General features: G+C 50.5%; 26 protein-coding genes and 2 pseudogenes. 17 read left to right on the top strand and 11 right to left on the bottom strand.

The window, feature by feature from the left end; all coding sequences use genetic code 11:
- Positions 1-52 precede the first annotated feature (52 nt).
- The 8 genes from wecB to H70357_RS27540 are packed head-to-tail and all read left to right on the top strand — an operon-like array spanning position 53 to position 7,033.
- Positions 53-1,147, top strand: coding sequence for a non-hydrolyzing UDP-N-acetylglucosamine 2-epimerase (wecB, locus tag H70357_RS27575; RefSeq protein WP_038596003.1), 1,095 nt, complete (start codon positions 53-55; stop codon positions 1,145-1,147).
- The gene (locus H70357_RS27570) at positions 1,137-2,123 is read left to right on the top strand and encodes a polysaccharide biosynthesis protein (protein WP_038596001.1); all 987 of its coding nucleotides are present in this window, start codon (positions 1,137-1,139) and stop codon (positions 2,121-2,123) included. Before wecB ends, H70357_RS27570 begins: the two co-directional genes overlap by 11 nt.
- Positions 2,120-2,959 carry a dTDP-4-dehydrorhamnose reductase family protein gene (locus H70357_RS27565; RefSeq protein ID WP_038595999.1) on the top strand — a complete coding sequence of 280 codons (840 nt, stop codon included), beginning with the start codon at positions 2,120-2,122 and terminating at the stop codon, positions 2,957-2,959. The genes H70357_RS27570 and H70357_RS27565 overlap by 4 nt, the downstream gene beginning before the upstream one ends.
- Positions 2,956-3,921 (top strand): NAD-dependent epimerase/dehydratase family protein, encoded by a 966-nt coding sequence (locus H70357_RS27560; protein ID WP_038595998.1) that lies wholly within the window; start codon positions 2,956-2,958, stop codon positions 3,919-3,921. Before H70357_RS27565 ends, H70357_RS27560 begins: the two co-directional genes overlap by 4 nt.
- Positions 3,921-4,637, top strand: coding sequence for a glycosyltransferase family 2 protein (locus H70357_RS27555; RefSeq protein WP_038595996.1), 717 nt, complete (start codon positions 3,921-3,923; stop codon positions 4,635-4,637). Before H70357_RS27560 ends, H70357_RS27555 begins: the two co-directional genes overlap by 1 nt.
- 33 nt (positions 4,638-4,670) lie before the next feature.
- Positions 4,671-5,246, top strand: a complete 576-nt coding sequence (locus H70357_RS27550) for a class I SAM-dependent methyltransferase (RefSeq protein WP_038595992.1) — start codon at positions 4,671-4,673, stop codon at positions 5,244-5,246.
- A gap of 27 nt (positions 5,247-5,273) precedes the next feature.
- Positions 5,274-5,999 carry a glycosyltransferase family 2 protein gene (locus H70357_RS27545; protein ID WP_038595989.1) on the top strand — a complete coding sequence of 242 codons (726 nt, stop codon included), beginning with the start codon at positions 5,274-5,276 and terminating at the stop codon, positions 5,997-5,999.
- Complete coding sequence (locus H70357_RS27540) at positions 5,996-7,033, top strand: glycosyltransferase family 4 protein (protein WP_038595987.1); 1,038 nt, start codon at positions 5,996-5,998, stop codon at positions 7,031-7,033. The genes H70357_RS27545 and H70357_RS27540 overlap by 4 nt, the downstream gene beginning before the upstream one ends.
- A gap of 77 nt (positions 7,034-7,110) precedes the next feature.
- On the opposite strand, the gene H70357_RS27535 is transcribed toward H70357_RS27540, so the two are convergent.
- Positions 7,111-8,181 (bottom strand): glycosyltransferase family 4 protein, encoded by a 1,071-nt coding sequence (locus tag H70357_RS27535; RefSeq protein ID WP_038595984.1) that lies wholly within the window; start codon positions 8,179-8,181, stop codon positions 7,111-7,113.
- Between the two features lie 209 nt (positions 8,182-8,390).
- Between H70357_RS27535 and H70357_RS27530 the strand changes: the two genes are divergently transcribed.
- Positions 8,391-9,323 (top strand): YhcN/YlaJ family sporulation lipoprotein, encoded by a 933-nt coding sequence (locus H70357_RS27530; RefSeq protein WP_038595983.1) that lies wholly within the window; start codon positions 8,391-8,393, stop codon positions 9,321-9,323.
- Between the two features lie 141 nt (positions 9,324-9,464).
- On the opposite strand, the gene nagA is transcribed toward H70357_RS27530, so the two are convergent.
- From nagA to H70357_RS27495, 7 genes are all read right to left on the bottom strand, one after another.
- Positions 9,465-10,667 carry an N-acetylglucosamine-6-phosphate deacetylase gene (gene nagA / locus H70357_RS27525; RefSeq protein ID WP_038595981.1) on the bottom strand — a complete coding sequence of 401 codons (1,203 nt, stop codon included), beginning with the start codon at positions 10,665-10,667 and terminating at the stop codon, positions 9,465-9,467.
- On the bottom strand, positions 10,655-11,383 hold the full coding sequence (gene nagB / locus H70357_RS27520; RefSeq protein ID WP_038600625.1) for a glucosamine-6-phosphate deaminase: 729 nt from the start codon (positions 11,381-11,383) through the stop codon (positions 10,655-10,657). Before nagB ends, nagA begins: the two co-directional genes overlap by 13 nt.
- Before the next feature lie 5 nt (positions 11,384-11,388).
- Positions 11,389-12,261: a MurR/RpiR family transcriptional regulator gene (locus H70357_RS27515; RefSeq protein ID WP_038600622.1), complete on the bottom strand. Its 873-nt coding sequence runs from the start codon at positions 12,259-12,261 to the stop codon at positions 11,389-11,391.
- Positions 12,262-13,062: 801 nt separating this feature from the next.
- Positions 13,063-14,508 (bottom strand): FTR1 family iron permease, encoded by a 1,446-nt coding sequence (locus H70357_RS27510; RefSeq protein WP_231578327.1) that lies wholly within the window; start codon positions 14,506-14,508, stop codon positions 13,063-13,065.
- Between the two features lie 631 nt (positions 14,509-15,139).
- Positions 15,140-16,438, bottom strand: a complete 1,299-nt coding sequence (efeB, locus tag H70357_RS27505) for an iron uptake transporter deferrochelatase/peroxidase subunit (protein ID WP_052092280.1) — start codon at positions 16,436-16,438, stop codon at positions 15,140-15,142.
- Between the two features lie 4 nt (positions 16,439-16,442).
- On the bottom strand, positions 16,443-17,345 hold the full coding sequence (gene efeO / locus H70357_RS27500; RefSeq protein ID WP_038595980.1) for an iron uptake system protein EfeO: 903 nt from the start codon (positions 17,343-17,345) through the stop codon (positions 16,443-16,445).
- Between the two features lie 266 nt (positions 17,346-17,611).
- Positions 17,612-18,589, bottom strand: coding sequence for a LacI family DNA-binding transcriptional regulator (locus tag H70357_RS27495; RefSeq protein ID WP_038595977.1), 978 nt, complete (start codon positions 18,587-18,589; stop codon positions 17,612-17,614).
- Positions 18,590-18,960: 371 nt separating this feature from the next.
- Here H70357_RS27495 and H70357_RS27490 point away from each other — a divergent pair, with 371 nt between their 5' ends.
- Positions 18,961-19,185: a helix-turn-helix domain-containing protein gene (locus H70357_RS27490; protein ID WP_019908812.1), complete on the top strand. Its 225-nt coding sequence runs from the start codon at positions 18,961-18,963 to the stop codon at positions 19,183-19,185.
- Positions 19,186-19,335: 150 nt separating this feature from the next.
- On the opposite strand, the gene H70357_RS27485 is transcribed toward H70357_RS27490, so the two are convergent.
- Both H70357_RS27485 and H70357_RS27480 read right to left on the bottom strand, forming a co-directional pair.
- Positions 19,336-19,725, bottom strand: a complete 390-nt coding sequence (locus tag H70357_RS27485; protein WP_038595975.1) for a pepsin/retropepsin-like aspartic protease family protein — start codon at positions 19,723-19,725, stop codon at positions 19,336-19,338.
- Entirely contained in the window at positions 19,722-19,958 is a 237-nt protein-coding gene (locus H70357_RS27480) for a hypothetical protein (RefSeq protein WP_231578326.1), read from the bottom strand. Before H70357_RS27480 ends, H70357_RS27485 begins: the two co-directional genes overlap by 4 nt.
- A gap of 243 nt (positions 19,959-20,201) precedes the next feature.
- On the opposite strand from H70357_RS27480, the gene H70357_RS27475 reads away from it, so the two are divergent.
- The 4 genes and pseudogenes from H70357_RS27475 (at position 20,202) to H70357_RS27465 (ending at position 22,232) form a co-directional block, all read left to right on the top strand.
- Positions 20,202-20,483 carry a hypothetical protein gene (locus tag H70357_RS27475; protein WP_038595969.1) on the top strand — a complete coding sequence of 94 codons (282 nt, stop codon included), beginning with the start codon at positions 20,202-20,204 and terminating at the stop codon, positions 20,481-20,483.
- 33 nt (positions 20,484-20,516) lie between these two features.
- Positions 20,517-20,609: pseudogene (locus H70357_RS35490) on the top strand (LuxR C-terminal-related transcriptional regulator); the annotation flags it as partial.
- Between the two features lie 168 nt (positions 20,610-20,777).
- Positions 20,778-21,539, top strand: a complete 762-nt coding sequence (locus tag H70357_RS27470; RefSeq protein WP_038595967.1) for a SagB/ThcOx family dehydrogenase — start codon at positions 20,778-20,780, stop codon at positions 21,537-21,539.
- A gap of 390 nt (positions 21,540-21,929) precedes the next feature.
- Positions 21,930-22,232 carry a hypothetical protein gene (locus tag H70357_RS27465; protein WP_156130954.1) on the top strand — a complete coding sequence of 101 codons (303 nt, stop codon included), beginning with the start codon at positions 21,930-21,932 and terminating at the stop codon, positions 22,230-22,232.
- Between the two features lie 106 nt (positions 22,233-22,338).
- Here the strand turns inward: H70357_RS27465 and H70357_RS27460 are convergent, their stop codons facing one another.
- A complete protein-coding gene (locus H70357_RS27460) occupies positions 22,339-22,524 on the bottom strand; it encodes a hypothetical protein (protein ID WP_038595962.1) in 186 nt (61 codons plus the stop codon).
- A 286-nt stretch (positions 22,525-22,810) separates the two neighbouring features.
- Between H70357_RS27460 and H70357_RS27455 the strand changes: the two are divergent.
- The 3 genes and pseudogenes from H70357_RS27455 to H70357_RS27445 all read left to right on the top strand — a co-directional run bounded on the left by H70357_RS27455 (position 22,811) and on the right by H70357_RS27445 (position 26,420).
- Positions 22,811-24,232 (top strand): annotated as a pseudogene (locus H70357_RS27455) (spore germination protein).
- Between the two features lie 12 nt (positions 24,233-24,244).
- Positions 24,245-25,327, top strand: a complete 1,083-nt coding sequence (locus H70357_RS27450; RefSeq protein WP_038595960.1) for a GerAB/ArcD/ProY family transporter — start codon at positions 24,245-24,247, stop codon at positions 25,325-25,327.
- Positions 25,320-26,420, top strand: a complete 1,101-nt coding sequence (locus tag H70357_RS27445; RefSeq protein WP_038595958.1) for a Ger(x)C family spore germination protein — start codon at positions 25,320-25,322, stop codon at positions 26,418-26,420. Before H70357_RS27450 ends, H70357_RS27445 begins: the two co-directional genes overlap by 8 nt.
- Positions 26,421-26,474: the final 54 nt, after the last annotated feature.

Below are 26,474 nucleotides of genomic sequence, written 5' to 3'. Positions count from 1 at the left end.
CAGTGTGTGAAATACAGCAAGTTATACTCAAACAAGGTAGGGGAGTGAACCCATGAAGATCATGACGATTTTGGGCACACGGCCCGAAATCATCCGCCTCAGCGTCATCATTCCGCTGCTCGATGAGCATGCGGAGCGGCATGTGCTGGTGCATACGGGACAGAACTTCACCGCCAGTCTCAGCGGGATATTCTTTGAAGAGCTGGGGCTGCGGGCACCGGATTATGTACTGCAGGATAAGCAAGCCGGGCTTGGCGGGCAGCTTGCCGCCATGTTCGGAAGCCTGGAAAGCATTCTGCTCAAAGAACAGCCGGACCGGGTGCTGCTGCTCGGAGATACCAACAGTGCGCTGTGTGCAATTCTCGCGGAGCGCATGGGTATCCCGGTCGTGCATATGGAGGCGGGGAACCGCTGTTACGATTTGAAAGTGCCGGAGGAGAAAAACCGCCGTGTCATAGATGCCGTTTCGACCATTAATATGCCATATACGCAGCAGAGCAAACGGCATCTGCTGAGTGAAGGTTTCCCCAGCCAGCGTATCGTATTAACCGGCAATCCGATCCACGAGGTCATTACACATTATGAAGAGCAAATTAGAGCCAGCGATATTCTGGCCCGGCTGAATCTTACGGCAGGCCATTATTTTCTAGTCACTGCCCATCGCGCCGAGAATGTCGATGATCCCGAATCACTGCTGCAAATAATGTCCGGCCTGTGCCTTGTGGCTGAACATTTTGGAATCCGCCTGATCTGCAGTATCCATCCCCGCACACGCTCCAAGCTGACGGAGCAATTCCCGCTAAAGATGAACCCTCTTGTGGAATTCCATGATCCTTTCGGATTTTTCGATTTTGTCCATTTGGAGCGTTATGCCCTCTGTGCAATTACCGACAGCGGAACCGTCCAGGAGGAGTGCTGCCTGATGGGAGTGCCGACCGTAACGATCCGCAGGACGACAGAACGTCCGGAGACGGTAGATTGCGGCAGTAATGTAGTGTCGGGAGTAGAGCAGAACAGCATTCTGCGCTGTACCCGGTTGATGACGTCGCTGAGTCCGGAATGGGAGGCACCGGAAGGCTACATGACACCGGATGTCTCGGCAAAGGTAGTTAAATTTTTGCTTGGAGGGAACCTGCATGTTCAATAATAAACGGATTATGGTCACAGGTGGAACCGGTTCCTGGGGGCATGAACTCATCCGGCAGCTTCTGCCGCAAAATCCTAAGGAGATCGTAATTTTCTCCCGCAGCGAGTCAGCCCAGGTGTCGATGAGCCGCGAATATGAGGATAGCCGCCTCACCTTCATCATCGGCGATATCCGTGACAAAGATGCTCTTGTGGCCGCATGCCGCGGCGTGGATTATGTGTTCCATCTTGCGGCGCTGAAGCATGTTCCGGTGTGCGAAGATCAGCCGTATGAAGCGCTCAAGACGAATGTCGTCGGCACCCAGAACGTCATTGAAGCAGCTATTGCCAATAATGTAGAAAAAGCGATTTATATCTCCACCGATAAAGCGGCTAATCCGTCTAACTTCTATGGCATGACCAAAGCGATCGGCGAAAAGCTGTTTGTGTATGCGAACCTGCTAGGCACAAGCACACGCTTTGTGACCGTACGCGGCGGCAATGTGCTGGGAACGAACGGCAGCGTGGTCCATCTGTTCATGAAGCAGATTAAGGATAAGGGTCAGGTGCGCATTACAGATATGAAAATGACCCGCTTCTTCTTTACCCTGCGCGATGCAATCACCCTGCTGTTCAAAGCGTCCGAGGTCAGCATCGGCGGAGAAATCTTCGTCATGACGATGCCGACCTGCCGGATTGTCGATCTGGCTGAGGTGCTGATCGAAGACTCGGGAAGACGTGATGTAAGCATTGTTGAAACAGGTATCCGCCCCGGTGAGAAAATCCATGAAATCCTGATGAGCGACTTCGAGAGCTTGACCACCGTCGTTTACGATGAGCAGTATCTTGTTATTCTCCCTACGCTGGATATGCCGGAGCTGAAAGCCCACTACAGCAGCTATCCGCATGTTTCCTTCAACAGCTTTAGCTCGGAGAACAACCTGATGGACCAGGAGGAGATCAAGAATATCCTGATCCGGGGAGGTTTCCTCCAATGAAGCTGCTTATCCTCGGCGGAAACGGTATGGCGGGTCATATGCTGGCGGCGTATTTTCGCCGCCAGGGCAAACATCACGTCTTCCATACAACCCGGGATAAGAGTGATCTTGGCGGGCTGTATGTAGATGCCGACGATATCGCCGGCGTGGAGAAACTGGTCGAAATCGTCTCCCCCCACTGCATTATCAATGCGCTGGGAGTACTGAATCAATTTGCCGAGCGTGACCGGATCGGTGCCTACCATGTGAACGGATTTCTTCCCCACCGGCTGCGCCGCGCGGCGGATGCCGTTCATGCCCGGCTGATCCACATCAGTACCGACTGCGTGTTCGAAGGAACACGCGGCCGTTACACGGAGGATGATACGCCTGACGGCACTTCTGTATATGCGATTACCAAGAGTCTCGGAGAGATCCGTGCGCCCGGCCATTTAACGATCCGCACCTCCATTATCGGACCGGAAATCCGCTCCGGCGGCATTGGCCTGATGGAGTGGTTTCTATCCCAGAAAGGGCCGGTCTCCGGCTATGAACGGGTCATGTGGAATGGCGTGACGACACTCGAGCTGGCCAAGGCGGTGGATGGCTTGCTGGAATCAGAGGTATCCGGCCTGATTCATCTGGCCCATCCCCAACCGGTCAGTAAATATGAACTGCTCCGGCATCTGCAGTATGCATTTCATAAGGAAGATGTTGAGATCATTCCCGAAGATGTGCATATTCAGGACCGTACACTGGTAAACACAAGAGCTGATGTCCAGATCCAGTTGCCTTCCTATCCGGAAATGCTGGCAGAGCTGGCTGATTGGATGCAACGCTCAGAGATGTCCACATGAAGGGGCGGAAGCTGCTGATTACCGGAGCCGCCGGTTTTACCGGCCGGCACGCCGTTGCCTATTTCAGGGCTGGCGGAGCGGAAGTGACCGCTGTAGTGCGCCATCCGGCAGCGGAGTCCGCTGTTTTTCCGGAGGGGGTTCAGCAATATGTTTGCGATTTAAGCGACCGCAAGGCGGTCCATGCCATGATCGGGCAGGTCCGGCCAGACGAAGTGCTGCATCTGGCAGGCAGAAATTCGGTACCGGAGTCGTGGCGGGATCCCCTGCTTTATATGGAAACGAATGTTATGGCAACCCTGTATCTGCTTGAGGCGCTGCGTGCCCAGCCGGCCAGCCGTATTCTGGTGGCCGGCTCCCGGCTCAAGTACAGACCCGGAACCGCTGTGGGTCCGCCGCATCCCTACAGCCTCAGCAAAACACTGGAGGAACTGGTATCGCTCGCCTGGGGAACTCTGTTCAAGCAGCCCGTGCTGCTGGCGGAGCCTTGCAACCTGATCGGCCCCGGCCCCTCCACCGGCTTCTGCTCCCTGCTTGCTCAGCATATTGTGCGGAGTGAAGCCGCCACGGGTACGGACGAAGAGATTCCGCCTTTCAGGCTTTCTTCACGGATTGAATTACGGGACTTTCTGGATGTGCGCGACGCCGTAAGGGCCTATGACTATATCCTGCGCAAGGGAGAGACAGGAAAGGTCTACCGGATCGATTCCGGGAAGCAGCGCACGCTGGGGGAGATCGCGGAGAAGCTGCTGGCTCATGCCGCGGTACCGGTTGGAATGGACTGGGGTCCGGAAGCTGGGATTCCTGCGGAAGCAGACTCCGGAGTGTTGCCCGGTTCGGTCACGCAACCTGAAACATCTGAAGACAATGTAACTGCACTCGGCTGGAGTGCGGCAATCCAGCTTGAGCAGTCGCTTGCAGATATTGTGGACTTTTATCGTGCCAGTAGGGAAGGAAGGATGTAATGACTCCAAAAGTATCGGTGATAATTCCTTTTTATAATTGTCCTTATATTGAACAGGCGCTGCAAAGCGCCTTGTCCCAATCCTGGCAGCCTTATGAGATCATCGTCGTCGATGACGGCTCCACAGCTCATATGGACCGGATTATGCCCTATCTGCCTAAGATTCACTATCTCGGCAAAAGCAATGGAGGCACCGCTTCCGCGCTGAACCACGGCATCAACTATGCTACAGGTGACTATGTCGTCTGGCTTAGCTCTGACGATATGTTCTACCGTGACAAGATCAACAATCAGGTTCTGTTCATGGAACAGAACCGTTTGCTTATCACTTACACGAACTTTAATTTTATCAACGGAGAATCACAACTGACCGAAATGAACGCGGCGGCGGTATTCTCGAATCACCTGGACTATCTACGCTGCTTTCTTCAGGGGAATCCGATTAACGGCTGTACGGTAATGTTTAAGCGGGAGCTGTTCGGCGCTATCGGTCTGTTTGATGAAGCACTGCCCTACACACATGATTATGATCTGTGGTTCCGGGCGATTCTGAACGGATATCCTCCGATTATGCTGAACCAGTCTTTAACGGCGTACCGCCGCCACAGCGGCATGGGAACCCTTAAGCATTATGATGTGATTATGGCTGAAGCCGCCGCGACCAATGCCCGTTATCACGGATTGCTCCGCGGTTTGATCACCTCTATGGGCGGTTAGGCGTAAGCCATTTATTAAAGGGAGGGGAAGCCTATGTACCGGGAAATTGCAGTGAAAGATTTCCTGCCGGTCTTGCTGGAGTATCTCAAGTTCTCCGAGAGCATTCTGGATATCGGCAGCGGCACCGGTACTCTGCTTGAACGCTATGAAGCTGCTCTGGTAGTCGGCCTGGACATTCACAGGCCTTATCTGCTGCACCGCAAATACACCTCGCCGCATATTATCCCGGTGCATGCCGATGCCAGCCATATTGATAAGCTCTTTCTGCCGGGCACGTTCTCGGCGGTGACACTAATTGATTCGCTGGAACATTTCTCCATGAAGGAAGGAATGGAGCTTCTCAAAAAAGCGGAGATGATCGCCACCAATCGTGTGGTGGTGTTCACTCCGCGCGGATTTTTTCCGCAGGAAGGGACGGATCATTTTCACCTGCAGGGAGAGTACTATCAAAAACACTGGAGCGGCTGGGAAGCGGAGGATTTCCTGGGGCTGGGTTACTCGGTAACCGTGCTTAAAGGCTATCACCATGCAGAGAATCCGGCCTTCCGGGAAGCATTCGGAGAGGATCATGAGCCGCTGGATGCCTTGCTTGCCTGCAAGACAGTATAAACAATACTTCGGGAAGGAGGTGAGCGCATGAATCAGCATAAGTCCAAGGTTTCGGTGGTCATCCCTTTCTACAATTGCCCCTACGTAGATCTAGCGGTGGAAAGCGTGCTGGCCCAGAGCTACCCGGATATCGAAATTATCGTAGTGGATGACGGATCGTTGTTGCACACGGAGAAGCTGGCTCCTTACAGAGACAGGATTAAGTACTTTCACAAATCAAACGGTGGCACCGCATCTGCGCTCAACCTGGGTATCAAGGCGGCCAGCGGGTCTTATTTTGCTTGGTTAAGCGCTGACGATCTGTTTCATCCCGATAAAATCCGGCGGCAGATGGAGGCTTTGCGCAGCACAGGAACGTCATTTAACCATACCGCCTATTATTATATTAATGAACAAGGGGACCGTGTTTCCGAGGTCATAAAGGTCCCCTTTCCCGATAGAAGCCAGCTTATCGCGACCATGATGACGGGCTGTCCGGTTAACGGCAGTACTGTTCTGCTCGATATGGATATCTTCCGCACCGTGGGCATTTTTAATGAACGCTTTTTATACACACAGGATTATGACCTGTGGCTGCGTATATTGCCGCATTACCGCTGGTCTTACATTGAGGAGCCGCTGCTTGATTATCGTATACACAAGGAGATGGGCTCTGTGATTCACAGTGAAGCGCAGAACAAGGAGATTAAAATGGTGCAGGCGAAGCATCATAGATCTCTCTCGCAGCTGCTGAGAAAGGAGAGAGGGAAATGAGACTGACATTCCCGATTCTGACATTGTCCAGGGGCGGGGCGCAGCGTATGCTCGCAGAACTTACCAACCGTCTGGCAATCATCGGCCATGAAGTGATCATTCTTATGCCCAATCACGGCATTGTCGAATATGATATGAAGTGCAAGGTCCTCTACTCCAGCTTCAGCCAGCTGTCAGAGGACGATTTTCCTTATAGCGATGTCATAATTTCGAATTACTACACTACCGTGCCTGTGGCGCAGCGGGCCAGTGAACAAGGCAAGGGATTGCATATTCGCCTGGCGTTATGTTATGAACCGACTTTTCTGCCGGATAATAATCAGTCCTTCTCTTCCTATAATATTGCCCGCAATTTGTTTGTGCTGTCCCGGTGGCAGCAGGAGATTGTCCGGATTAATCATGGGATTAAAGGCAGGATCGTGCCGATTGGGGTGAATCCTGACTTTTATAATACACACAGGCGGAACACGCAAGGCAAGCTGGTAGTCTCTGCAATTATGCGCAAGCCGGAAGGGGGATTTTCCGGCCACCGGGAACAGGACTATCTGCTGCAGCAGCTCAATCTGGTCAAGGCGCATCATCCGGAGATTGAATTATATCTGATAACACCGCCGGGAGAATATGTCGCATCCGCTGCACTCCAGACTCTGCTCGCCGATGACCGTTATCATGTACGCACGCCTTCAAACGATACGGAACTGTGCTACCACTATAATGAAAGCGACATTTTTGTCAGCTCCAGCACGTACGATACCGGTTCATTGCCGGGTCTGGAAGCGATGCGCTGCGGCGCTGCATTAGTTACGGTTTATTCCGGGGGGAATCTCGAATACGGTGTCCACGGCCACAACTGTCTGATGTCCTACCGGCATGAAAACCGTCTGGCCGATGATATTATCACTTTAATCAGGGACAAAGAACTGCGCGAGCGCATTGCCCTGAAAGGAGAGAATGATTCACTGCGTTTCACCTGGGAGAAAAGCGTGCAAATCTTTCAGAATGAGATGTATGAGATCGTATCGAGGCTGGGTTGAGTATTTGTTCAAGACACACAAAGAACCTTCATTTCCACGGTCTTCCGGTGGTTTGAAGGTTCTTTTGGCGCCGGCCACTAAAAGATGGAAAAGGAGTTGAGCATCTCACGAAAGGAATGGGCATAACTCTCGGAGCCGAAGCGTGAAATCATATGGAGCCTTCCCTGCTCGCGAATGTGGCTGCGGAGTGCAGGATTATCCATCAGCTCCAGGCCTTCACTGACAGCCTGCTCCACATTGCCAAGCGGATAAAATTTGCCGGAGTGGTTATGAACAATAAAAGACCGGACACCGTCCGAATCGGTGCTAAGTACAGGACAAGTGCAGCAGATGGCTTCGGCAACTGCATACCCGAATCCTTCTGTAATGGAGGTGGATAGCAGAAAGCCGCCGGAACCGGCAATGGAGGAATAATAAACGGGCATAATATGGTTGGGCATGTTGGTAAATACATTCAGCCGGTCATTTAGTCCTAAAGCGTGCAGTTCCTCATGGAACAGCTGCTTTTGCTCCTCGGAGGCAAGCTCCGGATCATGGAACATCCACAGATGCAGAGCGGGTTTGTGCAGGCGGATCTGATGGGCGATCTTCAAGTATTCGCTCCAATTCTTGTTGTTTTCAAGCCGGCCTACCCAGGCAATTACCGGATCGCAGGGAGGTTCACCGGGGATCGGCCGGAAGGACTGGACATCCACGATATTGGGGATTACATACCGGTGGAGCCAGGGACAGATAGAAATAAACAGCTCCAGCAAATGATCGGTAGGAGGTATAAGTACAGCGTTGCAGTGGGATCTCAGATAAGGTACGGCCTCTATAATCAAAATCTCCGCATCAGCCCGTTTTCCGAGCCCCTGGGCTTCGTATATCAGAATGCCTTCATAGCCTAGACAACGCAGACGTTCCATTAACAAATAATCCGATGTAACAATAATGGCGTCATAGTGCTGAGTATCGAGTAATTCCTTGATTTCTTCATCCCGGGAAGTGATAAATACGGGAAAGTTTGTGATATTCTGGCTTGCAGACCCCGGCATGAGGTATAAAACATGGCATTCAATACCGCTGCGCTGCAGGCTTTCGCACCTTAGCTTGTTCAGTGTCTCCACCCCGCCGCTGGGTACATAAAACGTAAATAAAACCTTCATGCTCACCCCTCCTGACTTTACTTTGCGGAGAATCACGGCTCGCTTGTGAATACGGCCTACTGTTTATAAGATACGCGAATGTTTCCCCGCATGTGACGGTGCAGGGGAGAGAGTACCAAATCCTTTCAGGATAGCTTGAACCGGTGAAGGCCATGCTAACGATTGTTACGCTGTATACATCATAACTTAATGAGATGGAGGATGAGTTCATGTTGCGATCAAAGATCAGCATTTCAGTCTCTGCCGCGCTGCTTCTGGGGATGGTCAGTATTACAGGTTGCGGTGGCAATAACTCTGCAAATGGAACTAATGTTCAGACAAAAAGTGTACGGAAAATGAACGATGGCCGCATTAATACCAATTCTGTTCGGGGCAATGCCTTCGACAAAATGGAGATGAGCCAGGAGCTCGCCGACCGCATTGCGGCGATGCCGGAGGTACGCACGGCAAATGTAATGATTGCTGGAAAAAGCGCCTATGTCGCCGTAGCCTTAGACAGGGCTGATGGCGGAATGCATGTGAAAAGTACGGATAAAATACGTCCTTACAGCTATGGCGGCGGGCTCGGCAATAACACTTCCGGCATGCTGAACGGTCCGGGAATGACAGTGAACCCCGGAGAAGGCAGGGCAACTGGACCGATTATGGGCAATCGGGGAAGAGGAACAGTGACGGGCAATCCGGGCATGACCGGTACAGGAGGTTCGATGGCTGGTGTACCGAAAAGCCTGACCGGTACGGGTACTGTTGGAGGGATAGGTACAGCTAATCCCAAAGCTTACCCTGGCAACGGCAACAATGGTATTCTGTCCGGAAGCAATTGGGTCGATGGAACCCGGATGAAGCGCGATATTGATGATGGCATGGGGACGGGAATCGGGATCCGCAGCGTTGCTCCAAAAAACAGCAATAAAATGACTAACAATGAAGATGTTACCGAGGATATGAAGGACAAGATTGCTGCTGAGGTTAAGAAGTATAATCCGAGCATAGACAACGTCTACGTGTCAGCCAATCCGGACTTTGTGGAACGGGCCGGCTTTTATGCCCAAGAGGTACGTGCGGGCCATCCGCTCAAAGGATTTGCCAATGAATTCCGGACGATGGTCGAGCGCATCTTCCCAACACGCAGCGGATATTAATCCTGCCCTCGGCCTGAGCTAGTATGCCTGAGAAATAACGGGATTATTCCATCAGCGGGCCGTTACAATAAATGCAGCCATCCTACCGGCTTCCGGTCTGGATGGCTGCATTTCAGTTTATATGCCTGGCAGTACTTCTGCTCAGATAACCGGTGAATCGGTGGAGATTGTGCGTCCGCCGATCCATACACCGTTCAGTTCAAGATCATCATCCAGCAGCAGGATATCCGCGCGTTTTCCCGCTTCAAGCGAACCTATGAAACGCTGCATCCCCAGTGATATGGCTGGGGTAAGACTTGCGGCGTTGGAGGCTGCTTGAAGACTGAGTCCCACTTCCTGTACCAGATAGCGGAAACCGCGAATCATGGTTAGCGTGCTTCCGGCGAGCGCATCAGGGTTATCCTTCAGTGTGGCAATGCCTTCCCGTACGATTACCGGCAGGTCACCGATTGTATATTCACCGTCGCTGAGTCCGGTTGCCGACATGGCATCCGTGATGAGCATCAGATTGTTCCGGGTTTTGAGCCGGGAAAGTACATTAATCGCCGCAGCATGCACATGAATGCCGTCGGCAATAATCTCAGCACGTATCCGCTCGTCAAACAGTACGGCACCTGCTGTGCCCGGTTTGCGGTGATGCAGCGGAGTCATGGCATTGAACATATGCACCGCCTGGTTTAAGCCGGCGTCCGCAGCCGCAATAATCTCTTCGAAAGTAGCATTGGTATGTCCGAGAGCTGCTGTGATGCCATGCTTGCGCAACCAGAGAATCGCTTCCAGTGCGCCTTCACATTCCGGCGCCAGGGTAACCTGGCGGATCATTCCCGGATATTGCTTCTCCCACGCTTCTAGCCATGTGATATTTGCCGGGACAATATGCTCAGGATTTTGGGCCCCGGACCATTTTGGGCTGATGAACGGCCCTTCCAGATGCACTCCGGCCAATTGGGCGAATGGCATGCCGCCTTTGCGATAGTCAGCCACTTCGGACAAAACACGGTCGATGTCTTCCTTGGCTGCGGTCATGGTGGTGGCCAGCATGGCGGTTGTTCCATGTGAAGCATGAAACCTGGTGATGATATCCAGCGATGCCTGATCCGAGTACATAAAATCGTAACCGGCGCCGCCGTGCACATGCACATCAACGAATCCGGGGATCAGCAGCCCGCTCTTGTCTTGGGTGCCTGCGGGCCAGTGGGCGTAAGCTTCCGGCAGCCAGGCGGCTTCTCCTGCATATTGGATCACCTCTTCTGATACTGCGATCACGCCTTCTTCAATCAGGCCGGAGGGAGTCAGCACTTTTCCGTAGAGCAGCTCGCCTGGTGTTCTATTTATTTCAGCCATTTCGCAGCTCCTTCGTCCAGCAGTACGACCACATTGGGATGGCTCTGCAGCAGGGAGGCGGGACACTGTGTCGTGATCGGACCTTCCAGCGCGTTTTTGACTGCTTCTGCCTTTTCTTCACCGCGCACCAGCAGCACGATTTGCCTTGCTTTGAGAATGCCGCCGATGCCCATCGTTACCGCCTGGCGGGGCACATCCTCCAGCCGGTCGAAGAAGCGGGCATTGGCTTCCAGTGTTTCTTCCAGCAGGTCCACGACATGCGTGCCGCTGCTAAGACTGGCATCCGGCTCATTGAACCCGATATGTCCGTTGCTGCCGATGCCCAGAATCTGCAGGTCCACCGGCCCGTTATCCTCGAGCATTTTGTCATAAGCGAGACATTCGGCAGCAAGATCCGCCGCATTTCCGTTAGGGACATGTGTCCGGGTAAGATCAATATCGACATGATTGAACAGATGTTCGTTCATGAAGCTGCGGTAGCTCTGGGGATGATCCACAGGCAGGCCCACATATTCATCCAGATTATAGGAAGAGGCTTTGGCGAAACTGACATTTCCCTTGCGGTGCATCTCTACCAGCTTGGCGTAGACGCCGACCGGTGAACTGCCGGTAGCCAGTCCCAGTACGGCTTTGGGATTGCTCTGCAGCAGGCTGGCAATCAGGTTCGCGCCGGTCTGGGCGAAATCTTCTTCATTGCGGAATTTTAAAATGTTCATTTGAATTAACCTCCCCGTTTATGACGGTAATGTTGGACATTCAGATAAGATTGCTCCAGCTTGGGAATGAAATCGCCAAACCGGGTGCTGACCATTCCGGTGAACAGGATGTCAATGATATGCAGCTGCGCAATCCGCGAAGCCATATCACCCCGCCGCATTCCCTGCTCCAGCGAGGAGGAGAACAGCGGGATATCCGCCAGGGTGGCCAGCGTGCTGCTGCCGTAAGAAGTCAGCGAGATCGTGGCCGCACCGCTGGCTCCGGCACAGCTTAAGGCATCGATTGTTTCCGGGGTTTCCCCGGAATAGGAGACCGCAAACGCGACATCGCCGGCAGAGAGCGAAGAAGCGGAAGTGATCTGCATATGTGAGTCGGCAAAAGCGGTGCAGTTCACTCCGATGCGGATCAGCTTCTGGTAGAAATCCTGTGCAACGATAGAGGAGGTGGCCATCCCGTAGAGATCAACCCGGCGTGCCCGGCACAATGCATCAATGGCTGTTTGCAGCCGCTCCAGATCAAGTAGTGAGGTGGTGTCCCGGATCGAAGTCAGGTGATTGGCCTGCATTGCTTCGACAATGACCGAAAGCGGATTGCCCGCGACAATATCCTGATAAGAGGAGCCGCCTTCCTGCGGCGAAGCATCACTATGGGCAATTTCTGAAGCCAGCTTAACCTTGAAATCGGGGAAGCCTTTGAAATGCAGCACCTTGCAAAACCTTGTAATTGTCGCAGGACTGACACCGCATTGCTCTGCCAGCTCCGTGATGCCCATATGGACGATCTCCGCTGGTGAGGCCAGAATACGTTCCGCTAGCTTGCGTTCCATTTGGGATAGCTTTTCCTTCTCGTGCTCCAGGACATGCAGGATAGGAGAAATAAGCTCCACCTTCTTTTCTTTGTGTGAATGAATGCAATCAGTTCAGTAACTGAAATTATTTTTATTATTATATTGGTTTATAAGAAAATTATTTTCATACTTAGAATAAAACAAATCCCCAAGCGATGCAAGGGGGAGATTCCTACAATTAGCCTCCTAAGTCTGAAGCAGTGCGGGAAGTTATGAAAAAACACAATAAAACATAAAAAAACCAGTCGGCTTCCTTGTTGAGAAGATGACTGGCCGGAAATTTGTAATGCTAACTGCTAACTGCTAACTGCTAACTGCCGTGTGGGTCTTGGGTCAGAAGATCAGATTGGAGGTGTAATCTGGTAAGTGTTACAGCTCCAAATTCAGTTAGCGGGAAAAGATAGCACTAAAAAGACATTAGACTGCATATGAGGAATTTAATGGGAAACCCGCCCGCTAATAACTCTCAAATCCAACTAACTGGGATATCTGTAAATATTAGCGGTAAGAATTCACGTAATTCAGTTGATAAGCAGTATTCGTTAAAAATTAACGTGCATATTTCCCGCTGTAATCACATTAAGTTTGTGGATACGCTGGAAAATACGCACAGTTGAGCAAGTCCAATGTAGTCAAAACAGCAAACATTATTTAATGCCGAATGGACACTTTTGTGCATCGGAATAGAGTTGTAAGGGCTATCTTGACGGTTACCGTATATTCTTCTGTAGTGAATACACAGATTACTTTTTGATGCTGAAAAAGATCTATTGTACAATCTGCAGTAAAAAGCGTCAGCATGGTTCCTTTATTTGTCCCGGTTGCTTAGTGTCAGCCCGCTGTCCTTGATTTGCCCGCAGACCTGCTGCGCAGCATTTCCCAGAGAATAAACGCCAGAATGAGCACTTGGGGCAGCAATGTCTCCCATGTTGGATACAACCCCAGCCAACCGACCGACGGCAGCCCATTCTCCACATGTGCCGGCAGTTTCCCGGCTACCTGTAAGGAGTGGATGCTCTCGCCGAGAAAGCGGAAGACCAGATAGTAGATCAGCACGGTTGCTGCGCGGAAGAAGGCAGCGATCGGCAGCTTGGCGCTTAGGGCAATAATGGCATACCCCAGAATGATCAGCACGACCAGCGCGCCTCCGATCCCTAGCAGCAGCTCTGAGGTTGCGATGGATGGTGCCATTCCTACATAGAATATGGTCGTTTCGGCCCCTTCACGCAGAACCGCCAGCGCAGCTACGAAGAATAAAGACCATAGGCTGCCTTTAGCCAGCGCACCGTCCACCTGCCGCCCGACATATTTATTCCATGCAGCGGCGTTCGATTTACTGTGCATCCAGCGGCCGATCGTGAGCATCATTACTACTGCCACAAGTCCGGTAATCCCTTCAATCAGCTCACGCGCGCTTCCGGAGGCTGCCTGCGAAATGGTGTAGGTTAGCAGAACAGCCAGGCCTATACTGCTGGCGAGACCTGCCGCAGCACCGGACCAGACCCAGCGCTGGGTCTTGGGGCCGCCGTCTCTTTTCACATAGGACAGCAAGGCGGAAAGTACGAGAATCGCTTCAAGGCCCTCGCGGAGCAGAATCAATGCGGCGTCCCAGGCCGTATAGGCTGTGTCACCGGCCAGCGGAGTCAGCTCCGCGAGCATCGTGTCCATGGTGGCCAGCGCCTGATTAAGCTTCGGCGGATCGGACAACAAATCACCGGTAACGGCTGCGCTCTCGTTCTCGATATTCGCATACACCTTGGGCGATGCGATCTGCACCTGTCCTTCGGCTGAAGGCCAGGCTGTAATAAACTGTTCCATGATTCCCGCCGCACCGGCACTGTCTCCGGATTCTGCTGCTGCTGAAGCTTTCTTCAGGTAGCTGATCAGCCCCTCGATCGAAGCAGGCTGCGCTGACACGTCTCCCGTGTCAACCGTCTTGCCTGCGCTGTAGTCGGCCAGCAGCGTATACAAAGCTTCGGCCTCCGCTTTTACCGCTTCTTCGCGGAGCGGCTCGGCCTGCAGCGCAACGCGCAGCAGGCTCATCTTCGTCTCCAGCAAGCCGTAGACGGCGGGATTGTCGGCCCGGATGCCGCGTTCCGCCGGCGTCCAGCCGTTCACGACGGCGCGGTAGGCTTCCGCCGCCGCCTTCCAGTCGGCGCTGCGCGCCGCAGCCCGCGTGCGCTCCGCCGCGGGCAACAGCTTCGCCGCCGCTTCGAGCCCGGCGGCGCTGGTGTCACCGCCGCCCGTGCCGGAGGCGGCGGTGACGTACGCGTCCACGCTTTTGGCCAGCGTGGACAGCGCGGTTTTGGCGGGCGTGCCGCCGCCCGCCGCCAGGGCTTCCGCCGCGCCAGCGAGCGCGGCGTCTACAGCGGCAGCCGGACCGGCGAGTGCCGGGTCCGGCGTGCCGCTGTTCGCGGTGCGCCACAGCGCCGCGAACGACTCCACATCGGCGGCGGCCGCATCCCAGCGGCCCTGGCCGGCTTCGACGAGCGCGCTGCCAACTGCGGGCAGCAGCTCGTCATGCCGGCCGTCATCCGCCGCCGCGGCAGCTGCTGGCTTGCAGAGCAGCAGCAGGAAGAGGCAGCCGAACAGAACGGCTGCCTTCAGCGCGGGCAGCAACCCGCGCGCATGCATCCGCACCCGTTTGGTGCCCGTGCTTTCCAGCTTGTACTCATGCATCCGCTCCGGCTCGTGTCCTTGCGCCAATCCCGTCCTGCTTTCATGCACCCGGCCCAGCTTACCCTTGGCTTTCGCCGGGGGGAGCGTCGTATGCGGCAAGCCATATTTATACTGTCTAGCAAATAACATCGGGAGTGTCCCCTTTCAATAATGGACAGGCAGATCCGGGAAGGCTGAAGGGATCTGCCTGTCAGCATGCTGGTTGCTAACTCATGCTGTGTTTTCGTGTTCAGCCCAGCAGGGCTTCGCCGATATACCCGCCTTCGCGGACACCGGGGAAGCAGGCGAATACCGCGCTGCCGGTATGAACCATATATTCATTCAACCGGTCGTTTTTGGACAGACGCTGCTGGATGCTGACGAACTGTTTAATGAGATCCTTCTGGAAGCTGATGAACAGAAGACCCGCATCCAGCTGGCCTGTTTTAAGATCCATTCCGCTGGAATAGGAGTAGGAGCGCCGGAGCATTTTGATCGTGCCGTCACCATGGGCCAGCGCGGAATGCGAATCCGGCGGGATGACAGGCTTGCCGGAAGCATCGGCGGCGTCCAGTTTAAGTTCGGCGAATTCATCAGTGGCTCCGATCGGTGCGCCGCTGTGCCTGTGCCGTCCAAAGGTCGCTTCCTGGTCGCTCAAGGTCGAGCGGTCCCAGACCTCAATGCGCAAACGCACACGGCGTACTGCCATGTAAGTGCCGCCATTCATCCAGGCAGGTCCATCGCTGCTGCTGGTCCACACAACCTTGCGCATTTCGGCATCGTCTGTAGCATCGGGGTTGCCTGTTCCGTCTTTGAAGCCGAGCAGATTGCGCGGGGTGCCTCCTTTCGGATCGGCTCCCGCTGTACGCTGGAACCCTTCCTGGGTCCAGCGCAGCACGGCTGTGCCGCGGGCAATCCGCGCGAGATTGCGTATGGCATGGAACGCCACCTGCAGATCATCAGCACAAGCCTGTACACAAAGATCTCCGCCGCACCACTGCGGCTCCAGACTGTCTCCCGTAAAGGCTGGGAGGTCGGCAAGTGAAGATGGACGTTTCGGGGCTAACCCAAATCGTCCATCAAAAAAAGCCGGTCCAACCCCAAACGTTAGCGTACACCGGGAGGGGGTCAGGCCATTGGCTTCTCCGGTATCGGACGGCGGAAGATTGGGATTGTCGTTGACATTGCCGATCAGACTGCCGGAGGTCAAAGCCGCCGCAGCCTCTGTCCATGACTTCAACAGCTTTTTCACATCGTCCAGCTTCGTTGTTGTCAGATCAAACGCCGCAAAGCACAGAAAGTTCTGTGCAGGTGTAATAATTCCGGCCTGGTGTGCTCCGTAGAACGGGAGGGTATCGGCGGCAGGATCCAATGAAGCTGCAGGTGGTTTGGCAGCGGATTGGCGCGCGGCCATCAGCCCTCCTGCACCTGTGCCGCCCAGCAGCAGGCCGAGCCCGGAGGCACCGGTAAGCCGTAGCATATCACGGCGGCTTAGCTTTTTATTTAACATTTGCTCACTTTTGAATTCTTCTTCAGGCTGCTTTTTCATCCGGTCACACTCCTAGAATAGTTCCCATGTTAGACAACGGTTCAGCTAAGGCATCCAGATTCTGGCTCAGCTTGCGCACTTCGTCTTCCTTGAGTGTTTCGTAGGAGACATAGCCGTCACCTGATTTAAATGGAGCGAGTTCGTCCAGTAGTGCCGTAAACCGTTCGCCGATGGTCTGTTCGAGCTCTGGATCCTTTTTGGCAAGCTCGGGTTTCAGCAGCTCGTAGATTTTTTGCGCACCTTCTACATTGGCGACAAAATCATACAAATCCGTGTGTGAATAACGTTCTTCCTCGCCAGTCACTTTGGAGGAAGAGACTTCGTTCAGCAGTTCGACTGCACCGGTAACGAGCAGATTCGCATCAATCTCTGCTGTTTCCACCTTGGCGCGCAGGAGCTGGGCATCCTTGAGCAACCGGTCGGCGACTTCAGTCATGCCGTCAGTCGTGCTGTTTTGCCAGAGGGCCTGTTCGATTTTATGGAAACCGCGCCATTCGGCCGCATCCACATCATTTTCACGGGCATCGATATTGGGATCAAGATCTCCGAGCGCTTCGGCAATCGGTTCAATCCGCTCATAGTACATACGGGCCGGGGCATACAGCGCCTTCGCTTCGTCGAGACTTCCTGCTTTGACGGCGTTCGTAAAATTTTCTGTCTGCTTGACGAATTCGTCACATTGTTCAATGACGTAGGTCCGGTATTGCTCAATGGCTGAAGAGAAATCGGCGGCAGCTGTAGTAGCGGTGGCATCAGCCGTTGTAACCGGAGCTGCTGTAACTGCACTGCCATTTACCGCAGCCTCATTGTTGTTATCCGTTTTATTATTGTTCTCATTGCCGCTGCAGCCGGCAAACAGAATGGAAGCAGCCAGCAGCCCGGCGGGAACAGCGTAACTAAATTTCAATCAAAACACCCCTTTTTCTATTGTAAGAACTTGTATGCAAATGATAATCGTTATCAATTATGCTGGAATTATCATAAATCCCTGCACAGTGGCTGTCAACAAAAAAATGTGATATTTATCATAGCTGAAAAAGGGCAATAAAAATCCGCCCCTGAAACAGGGACGGAAGCAAAGCCATCTAGGCACCAGGAAAGCTGCGGATGGGATGCGATCAAGTATTTAATCGTATATGAGCTGCTGGTATAGGCAATTCAGAAAGGCTTCCTTTAAACCGTAGAGCGCTCAATAATCCGGTATGCCAGCTTGCGGTACACCGGGAGTGTACTGTCCCCGCGGATCTGTTCATGGATAATCCGGAAGGCGGAGGCCCCCATCTCGTATAGCTGATTATCAATTGTAGTGATCTCCAGCAGCCGTCCGATCGGCTGATTGTCAAAGCCCATGACTGCCAGATCTTCAGGAATGCGCAGCCCATGCTTGCGTGACTCGATTATCAGTCCGGCTGCAACATGGTCGCCGGAAACGATAACCGCATCAGGCCGCTCCCGCATCTCAAGCAGCGAGCGCGCTGCGGCCGCCCCGTGTTCTTCGGTCATACAGTCGTAGATCATCCACGCTTCCTGAAACGGCAGCTTGTTCTCGGCAAGAAACTCACGGAATGCGGATTGGCGGATGGAGGAGCTGCTGCCATTCTGTCTGCCTTCGCAGTAGCCGATTTTACGGTATCCTTTGCCAATCAAATACTGCAGGCCGTGACGGAAAGCAGCGTAATGCTCAATATACACAGAGGAGAAACGGCGTTCCCCGCTGTTCTGGCAGGTTACAATCGGACCGTAGGCGGTGTATTCCTCAATGACTTCGGGCTGAAGTGCTGTGGATACGATAACGACGCCGTCAATTTCTTTATTGCGCAGCATTTCAAGCACCTTAAGCTCTTCCTCGGGTGAATAATTGGTCTGGCAGAGAATCAGCCGGTACTGCGCGAGCAGTGCCTCATGAGCAAGACCGTCCATGACAATGGAGAAATAAAAGAAGTTGATAAACGGCAGGATCACCGCAACGGCACCGGTACGGCCGGTAATCAGATGCACGGCATTCATATTCCGCGTGTAGTTTAACTGTTCTATGGTATCAAGCACAGCGGCTCTTTTGTCTTTGCTGACATAAGGATGATTATTAAGCACTCGCGACACGGTTGTTACAGAAACACCGGCGATGCGGGCGATTTCTTTTATATTGGCCATCGGCGCAGCAGCCTCCTGAGTCAGGGGTATAATGATTTTATTTTATCACATCTCCCCTGGGAAACCTCCCGAATAAAAACGCTTGCTATGGAATCCATTTCATAAATTACACTGGGGTTGCAACAGCTTACCGGATAAACCGGCGTTACCGAAAGGGCGTGACGGACCGGTGATGCCTGTTATTTTGCCGCCTAGAGGCGGTTTTTTCGATATAAAAAAGTATGGGACGCCTTGTCCTTGATCCCTTTCTCCGCTACTGCCCATTTTAGAGCAGCAGCAGCACCATTAACATGCCCCATACATAGTATGATTTGACTGTATCCCTTTACCTTGTTATACCAAACAAACCCGAGCAAGGAGGGGTGACACCATTGAAAGGGAACGAACATCATAGCAAATTTCTGTTGACGCATCGTGAGCGCGAAGTATTCGAGCTTCTCGTGCAGGACAAAACAACACGGGATATTGCCGGATTGTTATTCATCAGCGAAAAAACCGTCCGCAACCACATCTCAAACGTCATGCAAAAACTAAACGTAAAAGGCCGTTCGCAAGCGGTTGTCGAGCTGATCAAGCTTGGGGAGCTGAAAATATAGCTGCCGTGCTTTCGCAGTGATGAATGCGTTTAAGCCTTCTTTTACCCTTTGGGGTGAGGGGAGGTTTTTTGTTTCAGATATAAGTGGAATGTGAATAAAATACAAATAGACCAAGCGATTGCTGTCCCTTGAGGGTAAGCGTTGCCCGGTCTAATTCTCAAACTTAATAGTCATGGTTTCAAAATCCACCTTGCATTTGGCTCTCATCATAAAATCAATGCCAACAATTCCGTCAAAGCCATAAGGCTCTTGAATTGAACCAAGCTGAATGGGGAAATCCGTCAAAGTAATATGTTCAATGCAAAAGTCAGGAATCTGCTGCTCATAGCAAATTTCGCTCGTTCCTCCTACCCCATACATCCGCTTGGCTCGCCCATTTATAAAATCAATGTGGATACCTATTGCAGCTAATGCATCGGAATCAAAAACAGTTGCCGCACAGCCTGTATCAAATAGAACATTATGCAGAACAATTGAATTGTCATATTGAGCTAAAGTCAAGGAAACGATAGGCAAGCCATATTGTAATTGTAACTTCATATCCGTTGCCGTACTCCTGAGAAAAATTCCTCGACAACCTCGACATCGCTTCTGCTCGTATGAAATACATACAGCTCACGAGTCGGATGTAGCTTGTGAAGCTCTTTATAACCGCTCCATGCCTCCTCGGGATTATCGTAGTCTTGAATGACCGCCATATCCTCTAATTGACGCACACGGTTGCTGGAGCTTGCCTTGATTGCTTCCACCAGTACAAAGCGACCTGGGTGCAATTCCGTAATTTCTCCCCATTTCATCGGCTTCACCTCGCTTGGTTTATCATATTTTTAGTATAGCATAGATGCTTAAGGAATTTTGATGTTAAAATATATGGTGCAGCCTGTGATGGTGGTGTTTTACTTTCAACTGATGATTTTGAAGAAGAACTATTTTTAAAAGTACAACAAACAAAAAATAAAGTTGAAAACAGTTCGGCGAAGAGTTATCCTGATCCATTAAGAAGCGAGTTAGAAGTCTTGGTTGAACTTTTACGGCATAACAAAATAAATAATAAAGAGCCTTTCGCTAACTTTATTGGAATTGATGGTTTTTATGATTTAGTGATACAAGAGGATAATTTTGATTATCAGAAATTTAATTTGGATTGGTTCCCATACCTCAGTGAAGATGAAATTAAGAAGATACTTAGTAACTCGAGTAATAAGGAGATTCTAAGAAGAAAATTTGTAAAATCACTTGTAGAAGATGAACTGGGACATCAGATTAAACGGTTTTATTTGGATTACTTTGAGACGTGATGCATTTGAATTGATTTTAGTTGGTGTACTTCAAACCACATCTCAAACGTCATGCAAAAACTAAACGTAAAAGGCCGTTCGCAAGCGGTTGTCGAGCTGATCAAGCTTGGGGAGCTGAAAATATAGCTGCCGTGCTTTCGCAGTGATGAATGCGTTTAAGCCTTCTTTTACCCTTTGGGGTGAGGGGAGGTTTTTTGTTTACTCACCAAAACAACTGAATAGTGAGTTAGATCACAAACTAATTTTTATGAGATGATAAATTAAAGCTATTAAGGTAATTCAGGAGGATCTGTTATGACAAGATACGAACCACAAAGGCGCTTTCTAAAATCTAATTTTGATGAATTTAAACATATAAAAACAGATAAGATCAAAGGACTTGCACAACCACCCATTGTTAAGCCCGTCCATTCGAAATCACTAATTATTGATCTGCCAAAGGTCAGCAAAGACGTTGTGTGTAATGAAAACATTTTTGATTGTATAAATCAAAGAAGAAGTACAAGGTTTTATTCTGCGGAAACTTTAAGTCTGGACGAGTTATCCTATTTATTATGGGCTACTCAAGGGATTACTGGTATTAATAAGAACGGACTTACGCTGCGAACTGTACCCTGCAGTGGGGCGACACACACATTTGAAACCTATTTAATTATTATGCGGGTAGAAGGCATTCAACAAGGAATCTACAGATACCTTCCTGTCGAACATAAGCTATTATTTATGTTTGAATTAGATGAACTTGAACAGAAGATTGATGCTATAACTTTAGATCAGCCATTTGTCCCTAACTTTGCAAAAAAGGCTTCTGTCCTGTTTGCATGGAGTACAACACCATATCGCTCCGAATGGAAGTATGATATTTCAGCTCACAAAAAAATCCTCATCGATGTTGGACATGTATGCCAAAACCTTTATTTATCCAGTGAATCTATCGGTGCAGGTGCTTGCGCAATTGGAATTTATGATCAAAAGCTGATTGATGAGATTTTAGAATTAGACGGTGATGAAGAATTTGTTATTTATCTTGGCGCAGTTGGAAAGAAACGAGAATAGCTATAGCTGATTACCCAAGCCTCATATGGTAAAATTAAAATATAACGGATGTTGCGCCTGTAAGGGTGATAGCCGAGAAGGATGCCAACAGAGAGTTTTTTAGTGCTGAGACTGGCAGTATTGTTTATCATACCTCCAATAAGGATTGTATCATTCATTTGCGAAAAGACCCTTTAATAAGAGTGAGACGCAAGGTATGAGGATTGAGTACGATGGACCGAAATCACATAAAGGCTTACTTGGTCTAGACATCCTGAAAAAATACGGTTTTATTGTGGATATGGATACGCTGGAGCTTTGTTCGACCTCATTTCACGGTTCACAACGAAAGCGGGGTTACGGGGGATGACAAATAAGCATGGCATAATAACTTTGATGTTACTCGTTATATTGAGTACATTTACGGCCTGTGACAGCAAGCAGGGCAGTGGGGAAGATACCGTATTATCCATGGACAAGGTGCGCTCGTTGGCACAGCAAGGTGAAGATCTGGCGTGGACAGACTTTGAGGGCTATCCTTTCGAAGATGTGGGTTCGGGATTATACATCCGTAAATATGCGGTGGAAGAGAATTACCATGTGCTGGTCAGTGGCAGGAGCCTCGACAAGGCCCCTGATACGGTTTACCTTGTGAACCCGACCGGGGAGCAGATCGATCTACGGCATGATGATGATGAGGATTGGAAGTTATAATTGGAAACGTAAATAAAAGGCCGTCAGCTCCGGAAGCTTAAGTCCCGGATATGGCGGCCTTATTTCATAAGCAGGTTAGTCAAGCTGTATCTGAAAGCTGATGTGGCTAGTGATATTTGATGGTCTTAATGCGTGACTCTTGTTCATAAGTAAGCGGGCTCGGAGTTTGCGGCGTGTGCAGATGCCGCTGCACGGTGTATTCCATGTTCCGGTAATCTTCCTCTCCTGAAACGGTCCATGGCTGCCAAATACCGGATACCCAATTCTTAATTTCCTTTAGTCCTTCAAGCATTTCCTTCATCCTCCTTGAGCGATGAAATCAATAGATTTTTATTGCTTTGGTTACGCTTACATTATAGCATGACTGATCTGATTTTAAAAGAGGTGTCCACGGGAAAAAGACAAAATTTATAGCTGGAAATAGATATTTAAAAGGTTTTGTATCTTCCTGAAAGAGTAATGTCTCTGTGCAGGAGACACCTTCGATTCAGAGCATCCGTTTCCTGCGCATTCATAAATAGCAATGAAAATTTTGGGGATACTACCTTAAATATTATGGTGAAGGCGTGGTTAATATTATGGATTCAAGCCCGCAGAATACTCTTACGCTCGGACATATTCTTAAAGAATTTGATCAATGTGCCGATTTGATTCACCGGACCTTTCCGGAGATCCAGACGGATATTGTGTACTTTCCAGCTATTGTGGACAATACCCTGTTCATCAAAGAAATTCTGGAGCCGTTTTCCCGCATTCAGCTTCAAGAAGCCGAACAACTGTTCACGCAGTCGCAATTCCTTCAAGTGACTGATAGCAAAGCGGCGGTTATCGGCATCCTGGAGGGCTGTGTCGCTGTCTCTCACCGGGACAGCATTTATTTATTGAATGCTTATAAACCGGAGGCCCGCAATGTTCAGCAATCGGAGACGGAAACCATTATCGCGGGTCCCCACGATGCTTTTGTGGAGTCAGCATTAACAAACCTCTCCTTAATACGCAGCAGAATAAAAAGCTCACATTTAAAAATCAGGAAGTATTCTATCGGAGAAATTTCCAAAACAAGTGTGTATGTTCTTTACATTCAGGATATTGCCAATCTGGCCTTTGTTGAGGACCTGGAGCGGCGGATTCAAGGAATAGAAACAGATGCAATTAATGACGGGGGCACGTTGACCCAATTCATCGAAGATAGGCCGAATTCGGTGTTCCCCCAATTTTAGACCACGGAAAGGCCGGATGTTGCTGTATCCAAGCTGGCTGCCGGGCGGATCATCACGATTATTGACAACAGCCCGACAGTCATCAGTGCTCCGGCCGCTTTTTTTGAATTTTTCTCCTCCCCGGATGATTACTACCAACGCTGGACTTTGGGGACGGCTCTGCGGCTATTGAGATTACTGGCTCTGGTCATTACGATCACTTTTACATCCATGTATGTATCCGTAACCACCTTTCATTACGAGATGATTCCCGAAGCGCTGCTGAGAACGCTGGCGGAATCGCGCAATAAGGTGCCCTTTCCACCTGTATATGAGGCGCTGCTTATGGAGATCATGATTGAACTGCTGAGGGAGGCGGGTGCGCGTCTTCCTACCAAGATCGGACAAACGATCGGGATCGTAGGCGGTATTGTTATCGGACAAGCGGCAGTGCAGGCCGGACTGACCAGTAATGTGCTTATTATTGCTGTTGCTTCATCCGCTATCGCCTCTTTTGTCATTCCCAGCTATATGATGAGTGCCTCCATCCGTCTGATCCGCTTTGGGATTATCATTCTTGCCGGAATATGGGGGAATATGGGACTTGTGATGGGGATCGCTCTAATTGTGATTCACCTATCCAGCCTGACCAGCCTGGGCTCATCCTATATGATTCCTATAGCACCTATGAAATCCGGTGACTGGAAGGATGTATTTATCCGCGCGCCATTCTCTATGTTAAGAACCCGGCCCTCACAGGCACAAACGTCCAATCCGGTGAGGCAAAAAAACAGAAAGTAGGAATGGCAGGCTATGATGGACAAACTTCGCCCCTTTCATATTTCAGTTCTCGTGTATATGACACAGGCCGGGATCGTGATGTTTACGTTACCGCGTAGTCTGGCCGACTATTTTGGTACGAACGGCTGGCTGGTTCTGATTCCCTGTTTCCTGGTGTCGTCATTTAATATTTTTTTGATTTCTCTGGTCTTTCGGCTGGGCAAGGGACGCTCCGTCTTTGAAATCATGGAACAGTCTATTCCTAAGTGGATACTCTATCCTTTTTACATAGGCTTAGCGTCTGTCTGGTTGATCTTCGGCTGCATGATCGGGAAAAAATATGTGCTTTTATTTCAGATGCTCTCTTTCCCGACTACGAATCCGATGATCTTCAAGTTTGCTATGGACATCCTTCTTTTTCTAATACTTATCAAAGGGATTTATTCGATATCCAAAACAGCAACGCTTTTTTTCTGGATGATGACATGGATGTTCCTGCTGCTGCTGTGGTTTTTTCCAGCCTTCCGCTGGGAGAGATTCACTCCGTTCATTCTCCAGGGTGGACATGACCAGGTTAAAGGGGGAATAGAAGTGTATGCCGCATTTTTGGGTTATGAGCTGTCCATTCTGCTGTTTCCTTACGTGGAAAAAACGAAAAAGTCGATGGCCGCCATCTATGTCGGCAACGCCATGTTATCCCTGAGCTACCTCTGTCTCGCTCTTATTTGTTTCGGCTTCTTCAGCCTGGGCCAGTTGAAAAGACTGCTGTATCCCGTGCTTGATTTGCTGGCCTATATCCAGCTTCCATTCATTGAGCGGCTGGAAAATTTGCTCTACGGCTTTTTTCTCTTTTTAATTCTGATGACTGTCGTGATGTACTGGTGGGCAGCAGAGGAGGCTGTAAAGAGAATCGTACCCAAGTTAAAGACAACGGTACTGGTATTTGTAATGATGGCTGTTTCCTACGCTATCTCTTTTATCCCGAAGACTTTGGATCAGGTTAACGTCTGGATCACCAATCTGGGTTATGCGGCAGTCGGAATTGCCTTTGGGTTTCCGATCCTATTACTTATAGTGCTGTTAATTCAGGGGAAAGCGAGGAGCTCTCATGAATAATAAGCTGTTCATTTCAATGGCTGTTTTGCTGCTGTTAACCGGCTGTAAAAGCGATGAACGGATTCTCGAAAAGCTGGGCATGGTGCAGACATCGAGCTATGATCTGTTGGAAAATAACAAGTTAAAGGTGACTTCCTGCGTTCCGGTAATTGATCCTAACTCCACCATCCGCCGGGAACTGCTGAGTGCGGAAGTGGACAGCATCAAGGAAGCCCGGCTGGATTTCTCCAGGCAGACCGACCTGAAGGTAGTCAGCGGACAGCTAAGAGATTCCTTGTTCGGAGCGAAGCTGGCAAAAGCAGGTGTGGAGGATTATATCGACACCCTGCTGCGCGATCCTTCCATCGCGCTCGGCGTCAGAATAACTGTTGTTGAAGGTGATGCCGGAGAGCTATTGACCAAAAATTTCAAGCCGCATACAGATACCGGACGTTATATAACCCATATGCTGGAGAAAGAGGCTGCCGGCAACAGCATCCCGGCAACGACTTTTTATGAGTTTTCCAGGGATTACAACGATGACGGTATTGATCCCGTTACTCCCATAGTGAAGGATGCCGGGAACAAGGTACTCATTGACGGGATTGCTTTGTTTCAGGAGGACCGTTATGTTACGAAAATTTCGGCTGAGGACGGGATTATCTTCGGCCTATTCCGTGATGATCTGAGACAAGGCGAAATCGCAATCAATTTAGGGCAAGAGGACGGCAAAAAGGTCGTTGTCATGTTCAGCTCCTTGTTAAACAAGCGTAAGATCAAAGTGCACCATCTGGAGGATGGACGTTTTAAAATTGATCTCTCTGCCTCCATCCAGGGTTCGGTGCTTGAATATACCGGTAAGCAGAAGCTGAATGAGGAAAAGGACAGAAATGAATTGGAGAAGCAGATCTCAGAATATATTACAGCCAGAGCCCAGAAAATGGTGCAGCAAATGCAGCAGTATAACGTAGACAGTTTCGGAATCGGTGTGCATGTCAGAAACAGCTTGTCCTACAAGGAGTGGAAGGCTCTGAATTGGCGAGAGGTATATCCTGAAATTGAGGTGGAGTGCCAGACGAAAGTCACTATTAAAGACTACGGGAAATATTCATAGGAGAGCTTGTTTACGATTTATTTCAATTTATAAATATACAAAATAGGACAATGG

Source organism: Paenibacillus sp. FSL H7-0357, assembly GCF_000758525.1.
GTDB lineage: Bacteria > Bacillota > Bacilli > Paenibacillales > Paenibacillaceae > Paenibacillus_AQ.
Note: the sequence above shows the minus strand (reverse complement) of the source record. Positions and strands in the feature narration are given on the sequence as shown.